Source organism: Microbulbifer aestuariivivens (assembly GCF_039545115.1).
GTDB lineage: Bacteria > Pseudomonadota > Gammaproteobacteria > Pseudomonadales > Cellvibrionaceae > Microbulbifer > Microbulbifer aestuariivivens.
On record NZ_BAABRT010000025.1, the window covers coordinates 14,020 to 28,079 of the forward strand.

Consider the following 14,060-nt stretch of genomic DNA (forward strand, 5'->3'; position numbering starts at 1 on the left):
CGCCGCCCATTCTTTTGAAGTATTGCCGCCCACCGGCAGCGCAGATCCGTTATGAATCAAGCCGTCTCCGATGTCCCAGCTATTCCCGACCTCTCAGCTATCCACGCGTTCCTGCTGTGCCCGACCCCTGATGCCTGGGTGCAGGCTGCCCTGGCTGAACCGGCTCTGATGCTGGTGGATCACGCCAACTGCGAGAAGAAGGCCGCCGGAACGGCTTTGAATTTGATGTTCCGTTATCTCGATGACTTTGAACTGCTGCACAAGATGTCGCGCCTGGCGCGGGAGGAGTTGCGTCATTTTGAGCAGGTGCTGGCGATTATGGAGAAGCGCGGAATCCCTTATCCCCATGTGAGTGCATCCCGCTACGCTGCCGGGCTGCGACAGCAAGTGCGCAACGGCGAACCCGCGCGGCTGGTGGATACGCTGATTTGCGGCGCTATTATCGAGGCGCGCTCCTGTGAGCGCTTTGCCCGCATTGCTCCTCAGCTCGATGATGAGCTGCAGAAGTTCTATTTTTCCCTGCTCAAGTCTGAGGCGCGTCATTTCCGCGATTATCTGGCGCTGGCGAAAAAGGTGGCGGGGAAGGACATCAGCGACCGTGTGCAGGAGTTGCTGCAGGTGGAGCGGGAGCTGGTGGAAAGCCCGGATGGTGAGTTCCGTTTCCACAGTGGCGCGCCCGAAGTCACAGTCTGAATGGGTGAGCGGACTAAAACTCCCAGGCCATGAGCCATGATCCGTGACCCATGACTATCGTCATGCTTATGCTGATCAGGCCTTATTAAACTGTCTCAGTCGTCGGCGCGGTCGACCTTTGCCAAGAGGTCGACAAGCTCTTCCAGCTCCACTGGGTTGGCATAGTCGACGGTAAATTTATTGTGGAAGAACACGGTCAGTAGAGTCTTGCCGTTGCTGATATACACGGTGTAGCCGTCAAAATCGGTGCTGCAGGTCAGTCCCCGGTAGTGCCAGCCATCCTCTCGTTTTTCGCCATTCTTGGTGACTTTGTCGAATACCCTCAGAGCCTGCTTGACGTCTACTTTGTGTTCTATATCCATGCTGTTTCCCCTTAATCAGGCTCTGCCACTTTGGCCGCGCTAAGCTTATTCATCTCCATCCGCCTGTCAGCTTAGCGTACATGAAGGACTCCCTCGACAATTCGGCCTCCACGGAAGCTACGCCATTGTTTAATGGCCTTGCCTATGCCGGTGTGCTGCCCTTTCTGGTTGGAATCTGGGTGGCGTGGCGGGGGATTGACTTGTTCGGCGTCTCTGGACGTCTGCTGTTTACAGCTTACAGCGCTTGTATCCTGAGTTTTCTCGCGGGAATCTGGTGGAGCGGGGCGCTCAATCGGCCAGGCCATCCGCACCGGCTGGCTCTGGCACTGCAGAGCAATGGCGTGGCGCTGGCGGCCTGGGCCGGTCTCCTGCTGTCCAGCGTCAGTGTGTGGGGGCTTTTGCTGCTGGCTCTGGGATTTGCCTTTGTGGTCTGGCAGGAGGCCCGACTAAATCCCAATGCGCGACGCCTGCGCAACTATTTTCGTGCCCGCAGCCGGGTCAGCTACCTGGTGATCGGCTGTCATTTGCTGATGGTGGGATTGCTGATCTGGCGGGCTGCCGGGGTATAAGCCCGATTATCGCGGCAGCCTTCTGCGAGGTCATGATGGCTGTATGCCGGCGTCAGACCTGTGCTGGCGCCGGGCATTATGGCGATGGTGATGTTGCGGTGACTATGCCGTTGCCGGGCGCCGGATGATTCCCCGGGGCTGCAGAGTTTCCACGGCTGTCACCACAGAGTAGGGCGTCAGCTCCCGTAAAATTTCCTCCATGCTCAGCATTTGCCAGCAGACACTGGCACCGGGCCCGGGGCCCTGGCCGGCCAGAACCTTTCGGGCCAGCGCCGCCGCGGGTGCGGCGGGTATCCACAGGCCGTCCCCGGACAGGCCCAGTATCTGCCAGCGGCGCGACAGGGGCTGTCCGTTGCGGTCTTTACCGCGCAGCAGAATCTGCATGCCGCCATGGGGGGAGCCACCGGGCCAGCGGGCCGCGAGCCGGTGCCCAAGCTTTGCCAACCAGGGGCCGGTTGCCGGCAGGCGCAGGCGGTTGAGGTGGGCGCAGGCGGCCAGTCCCAGCTGCAGGGGGCGCGGTTGCACACCGGTTCCAAAGCGCACGTCCGTCAGTTCCGGAAATGCGCGCGGCCACAGTTCGAGGTCGGGCACATCCAAATCGCACACCCAGCGCTCACCCACCGGGTGGGCCATGCGCACCCGGCGCAGGTGCTTGCCGGCGAAAGTCTCGCGCCACTGCCCCTTGCGCAGAGCCGGGAAGTTTTCCCCCAGGGATTCGAAACCGGCCCGCACCATGGCCAGGCCCCGTTCGATGCGGTGGCCCGGTGCGATATCGATGCGGGCGCTGTCGAGCCGGGAATAGTCGCCGGCGAGTTTCGCCAGCACCGCGGAACTGAGGGCCGGCAGGGTGCTGGCGCCGGTGACCAGCGAGATACCAGCGGCTTCGGCCTTCGATGACAGGCGCTGGAAGTCGCATACGAAACGGCGCCCATCGGCTATGTCGATATAGGGGGTGCGGGCCTCGATGCAGGCCTCGGCGACGCGATAGTCCTGGTTCTGGAAGGGGCCGGCGCAGTGAATCAGCAGGTCGAGGTGCAGTGCCTTGAGCTGCGCGGCCAGATTGACAGCGTCGCGCTCGAGGCGCAGGCCTTCGGCAAGGTTGGGCAGGCGCGAGGCGCAGAGGTCGGCGCGGTGCTTGTCGCGGCCGGCGATGATCAACTGGATGTTCGGGTCGCTGGCGAGCATCTGCGCGATGCGCGCACCGAAACTGCCGTAGCCACCCAAAATAAGTACGCGCTTTCTGTAATTGCTGACCATGTCCCGCTTCCGATTCCTTTTGTCGGCTGATTCCCCGCAGGACGAGAATATCAGGAAGTGATGGGCCAGTGGATCAGTTTCAGGTCTGTGTCGTCGGCGCGGATGCACCAGCCTTCATTACCCCAGTCGCCGAGCACGATGCGTTCGGCGTTTTCACCGTCGAGATCCAGCGTGTGGTGGGCGGGGCGGTGGGTATGGCCGTGGATCAGGGTGCGCACTCCGTGAGTGCGCAGTGCTTTTTCCACTTCTTCGGGGGTGACATCCATGATGTCCTCGGCCTTGAGGCTGTTCATGGATTTGGAGGCGGCGCGAATCTGCGCGGCGATCTGGCGGCGCTCATCGAGGGGCTTGGCCAGCAGGGCTGCCTGCCACTGGGGGTTGCGGGCCTGCTGGCGAAAGGCCATATATTCGCCGTCGCGGGTGCACAGGCTGTCGCCGTGCATCAGCAGTACCTCGCGACCGCCCAGCCGGACCGGGCTGGGGTCCGGCAGCAGCACTGCGCCGGCGCGGCGGGCGAACTCCTCACCGAGCAGGAAGTCGCGGTTGCCGTGCATCAGGTAGAGCTCGACACCGGTTGCGCTGTAGCACTTCAGTGCTTGCGCCACTTCTTCGGCGAATGGGGAGTCGTCATCATCGCCAACCCACACCTCGAAAAAGTCGCCGAGAATGTACAGGGCCTCGGCGCCGGCGGCCTGGGTGCGCAGGAACGCATAGAAAGCCGCCGTAATGGCCGGACGGCTCTCGTCGAGATGCAGGTCGGAGATGAGGTAGGTCGTCAAAGCCGGCCTTACTTGTCTGCGTAGTCGTCGGAAATGCTCACGCCGGTGATTTCGATGGCGTCCAGCGGTACATCCTGATGGAAGCCCCGGCTGCCAGTTTTGACGCTCTTGATCTTGTTGACCACGTCCATGCCGTCGACCACCTTGCCGAACACGCAATAGCCCCAGCCCTGCGAGTCTTTGCTGCGGTGGTTGAGGAAATCGTTGTCCTTTACGTTGATAAAGAACTGCGAGCTGGCGGAGTGGGGGTCCATGGTGCGGGCCATGGCCAGGGTGCCGGTGTCATTCTTGAGACCGTTGTCCGCTTCGTTCTCAATCGGGTCGCGGCCGGGCTTCTGCTCCATGTCCGGGGTCATGCCGCCGCCCTGGACCATGAAGTTGTCGATCACCCGGTGAAAGATGGTCCCGGTGTAGAAGCCATCGCGGCAGTACTGCAGGAAGTTGGCCGCGGTCTTCGGGGCCTTGTCGAAGTCGAGTTCGATGGCGATGTCGCCATGAGTGGTGTGCAGGGTGATCATAAAACGTCCTAAAGATTCAACTCGGCGCGCATCATACCTTGTCGTCGGTGGGGGTCAAAAGAATCGCGCTGCCAATTTGCGCTTGGTCAAAAAATGGCCGCGGTGAGATGCCTGTGGGCCTGCCGGTTGCATCGCGATGTGTCAACCGGTGTTATGCGCTACAACTGAGTTATAATCCGCCGCTTAACCTGACTCACGGGATGGCGGCAGGCGCCTGCGATCCCTAGCCGCAGCTGTATGTAGAGAATCCTATGACATCCGAGAGCAAACCCGCTCACTTTCTGCAGAACATCATTCGCGAAGATCTGGCCGAGGGCCGTGTGTCGCAGGTGGTTACCCGTTTTCCGCCGGAGCCCAACGGCTACCTGCATATTGGCCACGCCAAGTCCATCTGCCTGAACTTTGGCCTTGCCGGCGAGTTTGGCGGTCGCTGTAACCTGCGCTTTGACGATACCAACCCCGCCAAGGAAGAAGAAGAGTATGTGGCGGCCATCCAGCGGGATGTGTCCTGGCTGGGCTTTGAGTGGGCCGACGGCGCCAAGTACACCTCTGATTACTTCGACCAGCTGTACGAATGGGCCCTGTACCTGATTCGCGAGGGCAAGGCCTATGTTTGTCATCTGAATCCCGAGCAGGCCCGCGAGTACCGCGGCACCCTGACAGAGCCGGGCAGGAACAGTCCTTACCGCGAGCGCAGCGTCGAAGAGAACCTGGCGCTGTTCGAGCAGATGAAAAACGGTGAGATGCAGGAAGGCGAGTGCAGCCTGCGCGCCAAGATCGATATGGCGGCGCCGAACATCAACCTGCGTGACCCGGTGATCTACCGCATCAAAAAGATGGCCCATCACCAGACCGGCGACAAATGGTGTGTCTACCCCAGCTACGACTTCGCCCATGGCCAGTCGGATGCCATCGAGGGAATCAGCCACTCCATCTGTACTCTGGAGTTCGAGGACCACAAGCCCCTCTACGACTGGTTTATCGACAACCTGCCGGTGCCGACGCGCCCGCGCCAGTATGAATTTGCGCGGCTTAACCTGAACTACACCGTGGTCTCCAAGCGCAAGCTCAAGCAGCTGGTGGACGAAAAGCATGTGGACGGCTGGGACGACCCGCGTATGCCGACCCTGTCGGGCCTGCGCCGCCGCGGTGTTACCCCTGCGGCTATCCGCAGCTTCTGCGAGATGATTGGCGTCACCCGTTCCGACTCCGTAGTGGATGTGGGCATGCTGGAATACTGCATCCGTGACGACCTGGACAAGAACGCGCCCCGCGCCATGTGCGTGATGGACCCCCTAAAAGTCACTCTCACCAATTATCCGGAAGGGCAGAAGGAGATGTTGAGCGCCCCCGGCCACCCGGTGCGCGAAGACCTGCCGGCCCGCGAACTGCCCTTCACGCGCACCCTGTACATCGAGAAGGAGGATTTCCGCGAGGAGGCCAACAAGAAGTACAAGCGCCTGGTGTTGGGTAAGAAGGTCCGCCTGCGCAACGCCTATGTGATTCAGGCGGACGAGGTGATCAAGGACGAGGCCGGTGAGATTGTGGAACTGCTCTGCTCGGTGGACCTGGACACTCGTGGCAAGGATCCGGCGGATGGGGTCAAGCCCAAGGGCGTGATTCACTGGGTGTCCGCCGATCACAATGTGGACTGCGAAGTGCGCCTCTATGACCGCCTGTTCAACGATCCTGCTCCCGATGCGGGAGGCAAGAATTTCCTCGATTACGTGAATCCGCAAAACCTCAAGGTGCTGAGTGGCTGCAAAGCGGAAATCGGCCTGGCCAGGGCCGAACCGGAGCAGGGTTACCAGTTTGAGCGCAACGGTTATTTCTGCCGTGACAGCAAATACGGTACCGCCGACAAGCCGGTGTTCAATCGCACCATCGGCCTGCGGGACTCCTGGGCCAAAGAGCAGGGCAACTAACCTCAGAAGCCGGCCTCTGAAGCCGGAAATACAACCCGGAAACGGAGCGGGTGCCGGCAGCGCCGGCACCCGCTGATACAAGTCCGCGAGCCGGGCTGCAACGAACTCAAGCGCGAAAGGATTTATGGCTTTACAGCTCCACAACACATTCTCTGGACAGAAAGAAGACTTTAAGCCGCTGGTGGAAGACCGGGTGCGCATGTATGTGTGTGGTCCCACCGTGTATAACCGGGTGCATATCGGCAATGCCCGCCCGGCGGTGGTGTTCGATACGCTCTACCGGCTGCTGAAGCGCAACTACAGTGATGTGGTCTACGCGCGCAATATCACCGATATAGACGACAAGATCATGAAGGCCGCCCGCGACCAGGGCGAGGATATCGGCACCCTTTCCGCGCGTTTCGCCCAGGCTTATTTCGATGATATGGCGGCGCTGAATAATCTCGAGCCGGACATCATTCCCTACGCCACCCAGCACCTGCCGGAAATGATCGCCATGATCGAGCAGCTGCTGGAAAAGGGCCACGCCTATGCGGCCGAGGGCCACGTGCTGTTCGCGGTGGACTCCATGGCGGACTACGGCAAGCTGTCCAAGCGCTCCCTCGACGACATGCTGGCCGGGGCGCGGGTCGAGGTGGCGCCCTACAAGAAGTACGCCGGCGACTTCGTGCTGTGGAAGCCCTCCAAAGAGGATGAGCCCGGTTGGGACAGCCCCTGGGGACGCGGGCGTCCGGGCTGGCACCTGGAGTGCTCGGCGATGATCAAAAAGCACCTGGGTGACACCATCGATATCCACGGCGGTGGCCGCGACCTGACCTTCCCCCATCACGAGAACGAGCGCGCGCAGAGCTGCTGCGCCAACGGCACAGATTTCGTGCGCTACTGGATGCACAATGGCTATGTGAATATCGACGGCGAGAAAATGTCCAAATCCCTGGGCAATTTCCGCATGGTCAATGATCTGCTGCAGCAATATCCTGGTGAAGTGCTGCGTTTTGCCCTGTTGAGCGCCCATTATCGTTCGGAACTGAATTTCAGTGCCGATCTGCTCGACCAGGCCTGGCGCAGCCTCGATACCCTCTACGGTTTCCTGCGGGATGTGGAAGATGTCGCCGCGGCGGAGTCCGACCTCGCTGGCAGCGCCTTTATGGCGGCGCTGGAAGACGACCTCAATACGCCAGTGGCCATCAGCGAGCTGCATCAGATGGCCAAGGAGCTGAATCGCACCGGTGATTCCGATAAGCCGCAGCAGAAAGGTCTGCTGCTGGCCGCTGGTGACATGCTCGGCATTCTGCAGCAGGACCCGGAGGCCTGGTTTAAGCAGGCCCGCGGCGGCCGTGAAAGTATCTCGGAAGGCGAGATCGAAACGCTGATCGCAGAACGCCAGCAGAGCAAGAAAGACCGCAATTACGCCCGCGCCGACGAGATCCGCGAAGTGTTGAAGGCGCAGGGTGTGGTGCTGGAGGACAGCCGCGAGGGCACCAAATGGCGCCGTGAGTAGCGGTTTCCCTTGCACCTAGTTTGCATTGCGTTTAGGGGGCCGGCGGCGACGCCCCTAAATGGCTTGGATCGGTCATCAACAATCAAGAACGTGCATCTCAATGCACCCAGAAAAGTACAAGGCCATCATGAAACAGTTTCTCGCTTTTTCGATTTCCGTGCTTCTCGTTGCCAGTCTTGCCGGCTGCAGCCCCAAGCGTGGCTCCGATGCCTGGTGCAAAAAGATGGACGAATTGCCCAAGGGCAAGTGGACGCTGGAGGACGCCGGTGACTACACCCGCTACTGTGTCCTGAACCAGAAACCGGACCAGGAATAAACGGAAGCCAACGGTTGTTTTTCGCCGACCATTATCAGCACTTCTTCCGCCCGCTCACCGGCAAATACCGGGAGCAGGTGGTTGAATGTCTGCGCCTGCTGTATGAGCGCCTGTATACCGCCAAGGCGGATTATGGGGAATCCCTCGCTCGCGAGCAGATCCTTGAAATCTTCAGTGAGGCACTAACCCGCGCACCGCAGCTCGATAGCGACGATGTGGATGAATCAGGCCGCTCAACGCAGGCGGGAGCCGATACCGGCGCCACTAGCAAAGAGCACCGTTTTCGCAGCCTGCGCGAGCAGGCGGTGTGGGTGCTCAACAGTCTGGTGGAATTCGGCTGGCTCGAAAAACAGGTGGACAGCGCCACGCTGGCGGCCTCCTATCCATTCAGCCGGCGCGGCCGCCTGTTTACTCAGCCACTGGTGGAAGTCAACAGCACCCGCGTGCGCACACGCCACCGCAATACCCGCAACACCCTCAATGCACTGGAAGCCTTTGCCGGTCGTGGTGAAATCCACGATCTGATCGATGCCTGGGAGTATTCCGAGCGGATCGTGGCGGACTTCACCGACATGATCGCCGAGCTGGAAGAGCGCAAGCGCGAGCTGGTGCGTGAGGTTGAGGCAAAGCTGCTGGTGCAGCAGGCCACCGACGAATTTTTCTCTTTTATGGAGAGCCGTTTCCAGCCGGACCTCGCCATCCGCCTCTCCGCCGACAGTGTGGAGAAGCATCGCGATGCCATCGGGCGGGTGATCGCCCGCATCCGCCGCAAGGACAAAAACCAGAAAGCCGAATGGGAGCGCCGCCTGCGCCAGCTGCTGCCGGAAATGGTGGAAGAGGGACGCTCTCTGCTGTGGTGGATGCTGGACACCATCGAAGATCGCATGCGCCGCGCCTGTGAGGTCAAACTGCCCGCACTGCGCCATGCCCTGCACGGCTTTACCAAGCGCGCCGACATCATCATCCGCCAGCTCAGCTACCTGCACAGTCAATCCCAGGGCGGCTTCAGTGATCTGTGCCAGAACCTTGGCGAGAGCGACGCCCGCGACCAGCTGCTGGACCGCTTGGGCCAGCAGCTGGGTAGTTTCCAGTTGCGCCTGTTCGACCCGAAACAGACACAGTTGTGGCAGCGCCAGCGGCGTCAGCCGGTGAATACCCGCATGGAGGATGCCGAGCCTTTGGCGGAGGACAATCGCCGCGAGATCCTCCTGCAGCAGCGGCTGGACCAGGCGTTTAATTTCAACTCCGGCGACCTGCGTGAATACCTGCACAAGGCCCTGGGGGCGGGGCGTCGCGTCAACAGCCGCGATCTGCCACTGGATAATGCCCGCGACCTGCTGGCGATGAGCCACGCGCTGGAAGCGGCAGCGGTGAGTCAGGATGGTGGCCCGCGCATTGCCGTGCAGTTCACCGGCAATACCGCCAGCAATGATTATTTTGCCCAATTCGACGAATACTACCTCGAGCTGAAAGACAGTGATTGAACAGGCATTGGAAGAAGCACTGGAACAGTGCCAGGTGACGCGTGGGGAGTTCTCGGAACTGCTGGTGCGCCTGATGGACTACGGTGTGATCTGCCGCGACGAGAGCCAGATAGAGGCGACCCTCTATGATCGCTTCCAGCGCTGCGAGGCGTTGATCCGCGAGTGGCTGTCTCCGCTCGGGCTGCGCTTGCAGCACGACAGCCGCTTCCAGTTTATCCGCGTATATCCGCCGGGCGCCGAGGTGCCGGGAATGCCGGATCAGGAAGAGCCGCATCATGGCGGTTTCCGCGCGCGTCTGTCGCAGCAGGAGGTGGCGGCCATTCTGGTATTGCGGGTGGAGTACGACAAGGCGCTCCGCGAGGGCCAGGTGGATGACAGTGGTTGTGTGACCCTGTCTCTGGAAGCGCTGGAACTTGGCCTGCGCAATTTGCTGAAAATGTCTCTGCCGGATCGCATGGCGGAACGTCGCACTCTGTTGAAGAAACTGCGGCAATTGCGCCTGGTGCAGTTCGCTGGTGACGAGACTGAAGCATTGGAAGAAATCTGGCTGCGGGTGCGGCCGACTATCGCCCACTTCGTCAGTGAAAGTGTGCTGCAACAGTTGATGGAAGACGAGCTGCCAAGTGAGCAAAACCCGCAAGACAGCAGTGATGCTGTCGAGCGGATGACGCCCGCCAGTCAGGAGCACAGCCTGTTCGCCGCAGGGGAGGTTGGGGTAACAGATGCGGTGCCCGGTGGCGAGGATGCCCCTGTGGAAGAGGCCAGTGTTGAAGAAGCCGGCGTTAAAGCGGGAAATGTTGAAGCAGTAAATGTTGAAGAAAGCAGCAAAGTAGCAGGGGAGGCTGAAAGTGTTTCTTAAAAAGCTGATCCTGATTAACTGGGGCAATATTCCCCAGCTGGAGTATGACTTCGGCCCCATCAATCTGTTTTCCGGTGGCAATGGCTCCGGCAAGACCACAGCGGCGGACGCCATCCAGACACTGATGACGGCCGCCCACGACACCCTGTTCACCTTTAACCCCGGCCAGGATGAAACCACCCAGCGCGGCCGCGGCGGCAAGCAGGTGCGCACCCTGGCCTCCTATGTGCTGGGTTGTGACGATGGCAGTTACGCGCGGCTGGACCCCACCGACTGTTACATCGCCGGCGTCTTCCACCCTACTAGCGGCGAGGACAGCGACCCTTTCACAGCGGTAATGGCCATCCGCGCTCATCTGGATTCCAGCAGCAAGCCCGCACAGGCGCGACAGGACGACCTGAAGTTCTTCCTGTTTCCCGGTGAGCAGCTGGCCATGACCGATTTCGTGCGCGAATACAAAGACGGCAAGCACCTGCTGCCTCTGGATAAGTTCTACTCCGTGCTGGCCAAGCAGTTCGACAAGGTCGAGCAATACGACAAGAAGAAGGCTTACCTGCGTCGCCTTTATGGAGCACTGCGCGGCCGCCGCGACGCCGTGCCGGATCGCGAGGCCATGCATGCGGCGCGCACCTTTGCCAATTTCATGGCCTATAAGCCGGTCAAGAGCATCAATGATTTTGTCGCCCAGGAAGTGTTGGAAAAACGCGATCTGGGTGAGGCCATCCGCTCGGTATCGGAGCTGATGAAAACCATTCACGCCATGGAGCAGGAAGCGCGGCATATTGTCGATCGCGTTTCCGCTCTTGAGCAGCTCGCACAGTCCGCCACCCTTTATCGGGAGCAGTGGCTGCAGATTCGGGTGCAGGAATATCTGCAGGCGCGCCACCGCCAGCTGCGAGTCCAGAAGACCTATCTCGCCGGTAAAAAGAACCAGCAGCAGCTGCGTGCCGATCTGGAAAGCAACGCCACGGATGCGCGCCAGGCTGGCGAACGCAGCGAGGCACTGAACCGGGAGCTGGTCGAGCTGCAGGCACAGCGCCTGGGAATCGACGCCCTGCGCAGCAAAGACGAACTGGAGCAGCGCATCAGTCGCGCACATCGCGAGCTCTCTGCGCAGGGCGGCCCCCTGTCCGCCGCTCAGGATCAGTGGCAGCGCAACCGCGAGGGGGCGGCAAAGCTTCTCGATCTCCTGAATGGCTCCGCCGCGGAACTGGAGATTCCAGCGCTGCGCGACAAGTCTCTCGTACAATCCATCCGCCAGGTGGCGCGGGAAGACGAGCTGCCGGATCTGCATAAATTACTGGGCAAAGACTGGATCGACCTGGCCGCACTGGAGCCGCTGCGTGAACGGGCTGTAGAGGCCGAGCGCTTACACCTGCAATTGCTGCAGCAGATTACCGGTGAGCAGTCGGCGGCGGGGGACGATAGCCTCCCCCTGCGCGAGCAGATTACCCAGCAGGTTTCCCGCTGGGAGCTGCGTGCGCAGCAGCTACAGAAGCAGCTGCACGCTCAGGAGAGCCGTATTCATCACCTGCAGGCCAACCGGGTCCGCTACCCCCAGTCGGTGGAGCACGCGGTGGCGGCCATTCGCGAGCAGTGCCCGGCCGCCGAGCCGAGGGTGCTCTGCGATTATGTGGAGGTGGTCGACGAGCGCTGGCAGATGGCGGTTGAAGGTTATCTGGGCGGTGCGCGCTTTGGCATCATCGTCGAGCCGGAGCATGAGGCCACGGCAATCCGTATTGTTCGCAACCTGTCTGGTCGTGGCAGCCGTGCCCGGGTGATTCAGGGTGACAAGGCCCGCCGTGATGCTGAGCGCGCGACCGTGCCCGAGGGCTCGATCGTTGAGCTGATGTCCTTTAATCACAGAACCGCGGAATACTACCTGCGCGCTTCTTACGGTTCGGTACTTCAGGTCGCCGATGAAGAAGAGCTTCGCCGTACCCGTCGGGGTCTGACCGCCGAGGGGGTCGCCAGCGGCAGCTACAGCATGTGGCGCTGCGATATTGAGGACGGCGATCTGGTCTTCGGTCAGGGTGCCCGCGCGCGGGCGCTGGCGGCACAGCAGCGGGCGCTGGAACAGTTGTTGGCAGAAGCGGCCCAGGTCAATGAGCAGTACCAGCTGTTCCGGCGTGTGGCGGCTGCCGTGCGGGACCTGCAACCGCTGTCGCTGACACCGATCGTCGATGCCGCGCTGGCCGCGCAGCGGGAGTGGCGCAGTGCCGAGCAGGCGCTGGAGAATCTGGATCTGGCCGACAGCCAGCATCTTGAGTCGCAGGTGGAGGAATTGCGCGGGCAACTTGCCGAACAGCAGCAACAGCTGTCGCGCCTGCAGCATGAGGCGGGCAAGCTGGAGCGGGACCTGGAAAACACCGGCAAGCAGCTCAAGGCTCTCGCCGCTGAACTGGATACCCTCGACGAGGCCCTTTGCGACTGTGAGGCGGCGGTCAAGCGCATTGCCCAGATTACGCCGGATTACGAGGCCGATGAAGTCCTGCGGCTTGCCGATGAGCAGGCCGAGCGGGCAGGGGAGCGCTTCGACTTTGCTGAGGAGCTGGAGGAGTGGCAGGGCCGGCTCGAAAAGTACTGTCGTCAGCTGGACCGGGGGGTGATGGAATACAACGCCGACACTTCGACCGGAGACACACTGGCTTTCGAACCCGATCTGACGTCGGGCCACGATGAGCGACTGTTCAGGCTGGTCTGTGGTCTATACGACCAGGTGGAGGCGTTGCGCAATCGCCTGAAAAACAATTTGCTGGTGGACCGCCATGAGCAGCTTCTGGGGTTGAAGAAGTCTTTCAACACCACCTTTGTAACCCACCTGTGCCACGCCATTTACCAATCCATCAACGATGGCAAGCAGGTGCTGGACGACCTGAACAAGGAACTGGAGCACCACCGCTTCGGCGCCGACCGCGAGCGTTTCCGTTTCGCCTACCGCTGGGTGCCCGAGTTCAAGGAGTATTGGGATTTCTTCCGCGCGGTGATCGAGTTACCGAATCTCGGCGAGGAACAGAGCCTCTTTGATGCGGATCTGGACTCCCGGCACCAGAAAGTGCGCGACCGCCTGCTGAATATGCTGCTGAGTGAGGATGAGCAGGTGGCCCGGCGGGAGCTGGACCGAATCAGTGATTACCGCAATTACCGCAATTACGAAATCTACAAGGAACCCGAGGGCAAGGAGCCCATTGCCCTCAGCCAGTACGGTACCGGCTCCGGCGGTCAGCTGGAAACCCCGGCCTATATTATCCGCTCGGCAGCGGTCACCTCGGCGTTCCGCTTCAATGAAGGCTCCAGCCACCTGCAGATGGTACTGGTGGATGAGGCTTTCTCGAAGATGGATGAGACCCGTTCCAAAGAGGTTATCCGCTATCTGACCGAGACACTGGGCCTGCAGCTGCTGTTTATTATGCCCAGCAGCAAGTCGGGACCGTTTATGGATCTCATTTCCAACCAGTTCGTTTTCAGCAAATGCCCCAGTGCCGTGCCGGTGGGCCAGTTGAACACCCGTGTTTATGTGGACCGCAAGGTCTGCAACCGGGAGCGGATTGCGGAACTGTGGGCCAACCATCGCCGCACGATTCGCCAGCAGGCGTCACTGGACTTTATGGAGCTGGTGGATGGGGAGCCCTCTTAGGGAGGGATTCCGGCGGTTTTTTAGCAGTATACCTACTGGCCATTTTAGGAGTATCTTTGGCTCGCGCAGCCTGCTTGCGGTATGGCGTATCGGGGGTTATGGGGAACGAAGTAAGGTGTTGGTACGGTGTCAGTTGGATGTAAGTTGGAAATAAATTAAT

The 14,060-nt window shown here is 60.8% G+C and carries 12 protein-coding genes; 8 read left to right on the forward strand and 4 right to left on the reverse strand.

All coding sequences use genetic code 11. From position 1 onward, the window contains the following. Positions 1-51: 51 nt before the first annotated feature. Positions 52-693, forward strand: coding sequence for a MiaE family protein (locus ABEA58_RS13215; RefSeq protein ID WP_345552203.1), 642 nt, complete (start codon positions 52-54; stop codon positions 691-693). Between the two features lie 95 nt (positions 694-788). On the opposite strand, the gene ABEA58_RS13220 is transcribed toward ABEA58_RS13215, so the two are convergent. Further along, on the reverse strand, positions 789-1,055 hold the full coding sequence (locus ABEA58_RS13220) for a DUF3081 family protein (RefSeq protein ID WP_345552205.1): 267 nt from the start codon (positions 1,053-1,055) through the stop codon (positions 789-791). Between the two features lie 80 nt (positions 1,056-1,135). On the opposite strand from ABEA58_RS13220, the gene ABEA58_RS13225 reads away from it, so the two are divergent. Then, complete coding sequence (locus ABEA58_RS13225) at positions 1,136-1,624, forward strand: DUF3429 domain-containing protein (protein WP_345552207.1); 489 nt, start codon at positions 1,136-1,138, stop codon at positions 1,622-1,624. 102 nt (positions 1,625-1,726) lie between these two features. Here ABEA58_RS13225 and ABEA58_RS13230 read toward each other — a convergent pair whose 3' ends face one another. Genes ABEA58_RS13230 through ABEA58_RS13240 form a run of 3 tightly spaced genes read right to left on the reverse strand, consistent with a single transcriptional unit; the run spans position 1,727 to position 4,178 of the window. Then, entirely contained in the window at positions 1,727-2,881 is a 1,155-nt protein-coding gene (locus ABEA58_RS13230; protein WP_345552209.1) for a saccharopine dehydrogenase family protein, read from the reverse strand. 50 nt (positions 2,882-2,931) lie between these two features. Continuing rightward, on the reverse strand, positions 2,932-3,660 hold the full coding sequence (locus ABEA58_RS13235) for a UDP-2,3-diacylglucosamine diphosphatase (RefSeq protein ID WP_345552211.1): 729 nt from the start codon (positions 3,658-3,660) through the stop codon (positions 2,932-2,934). 8 nt (positions 3,661-3,668) lie between these two features. Continuing rightward, positions 3,669-4,178, reverse strand: coding sequence for a peptidylprolyl isomerase (locus ABEA58_RS13240; protein ID WP_345552213.1), 510 nt, complete (start codon positions 4,176-4,178; stop codon positions 3,669-3,671). 251 nt (positions 4,179-4,429) lie between these two features. On the opposite strand from ABEA58_RS13240, the gene ABEA58_RS13245 reads away from it, so the two are divergent. The 6 genes from ABEA58_RS13245 (at position 4,430) to ABEA58_RS13270 (ending at position 13,900) form a co-directional block, all read left to right on the forward strand. Next, on the forward strand, positions 4,430-6,103 hold the full coding sequence (locus ABEA58_RS13245; RefSeq protein WP_345552215.1) for a glutamine--tRNA ligase/YqeY domain fusion protein: 1,674 nt from the start codon (positions 4,430-4,432) through the stop codon (positions 6,101-6,103). Between the two features lie 124 nt (positions 6,104-6,227). After that, complete coding sequence (gene cysS / locus ABEA58_RS13250) at positions 6,228-7,604, forward strand: cysteine--tRNA ligase (RefSeq protein ID WP_345552216.1); 1,377 nt, start codon at positions 6,228-6,230, stop codon at positions 7,602-7,604. Between the two features lie 100 nt (positions 7,605-7,704). Beyond that, on the forward strand, positions 7,705-7,920 hold the full coding sequence (locus ABEA58_RS13255) for a DUF3012 domain-containing protein (RefSeq protein ID WP_345552219.1): 216 nt from the start codon (positions 7,705-7,707) through the stop codon (positions 7,918-7,920). A 14-nt stretch (positions 7,921-7,934) separates the two neighbouring features. Continuing rightward, complete coding sequence (locus ABEA58_RS13260) at positions 7,935-9,404, forward strand: Wadjet anti-phage system protein JetA family protein (RefSeq protein ID WP_345552221.1); 1,470 nt, start codon at positions 7,935-7,937, stop codon at positions 9,402-9,404. Next, positions 9,397-10,263: a DUF4194 domain-containing protein gene (locus tag ABEA58_RS13265; RefSeq protein WP_345552223.1), complete on the forward strand. Its 867-nt coding sequence runs from the start codon at positions 9,397-9,399 to the stop codon at positions 10,261-10,263. Before ABEA58_RS13260 ends, ABEA58_RS13265 begins: the two co-directional genes overlap by 8 nt. Continuing rightward, positions 10,253-13,900, forward strand: coding sequence for an ATP-binding protein (locus ABEA58_RS13270; protein WP_345552225.1), 3,648 nt, complete (start codon positions 10,253-10,255; stop codon positions 13,898-13,900). The genes ABEA58_RS13265 and ABEA58_RS13270 overlap by 11 nt, the downstream gene beginning before the upstream one ends. The last annotated feature ends 160 nt before the right edge of the window (positions 13,901-14,060 follow it).

Excerpts from the sequence above, each read along its gene's own strand:
- cysS (WP_345552216.1), top strand. The coding sequence starts at position 6,228 with ATGGCTTTACAGCTCCACAACACATTCTCTGGACAGAAAGAAGACTTT.
- ABEA58_RS13255 (WP_345552219.1), top strand. The coding sequence starts at position 7,705 with ATGCACCCAGAAAAGTACAAGGCCATCATGAAACAGTTTCTCGCTTTT.
- ABEA58_RS13220 (WP_345552205.1), bottom strand. The coding sequence starts at position 1,055 with ATGGATATAGAACACAAAGTAGACGTCAAGCAGGCTCTGAGGGTATTC.
- ABEA58_RS13240 (WP_345552213.1), bottom strand. The coding sequence starts at position 4,178 with ATGATCACCCTGCACACCACTCATGGCGACATCGCCATCGAACTCGAC.
- ABEA58_RS13230 (WP_345552209.1), bottom strand. The coding sequence starts at position 2,881 with ATGGTCAGCAATTACAGAAAGCGCGTACTTATTTTGGGTGGCTACGGC.
- ABEA58_RS13225 (WP_345552207.1), top strand. The coding sequence starts at position 1,136 with ATGAAGGACTCCCTCGACAATTCGGCCTCCACGGAAGCTACGCCATTG.
- ABEA58_RS13215 (WP_345552203.1), top strand. The coding sequence starts at position 52 with ATGAATCAAGCCGTCTCCGATGTCCCAGCTATTCCCGACCTCTCAGCT.
- ABEA58_RS13245 (WP_345552215.1), top strand. The coding sequence starts at position 4,430 with ATGACATCCGAGAGCAAACCCGCTCACTTTCTGCAGAACATCATTCGC.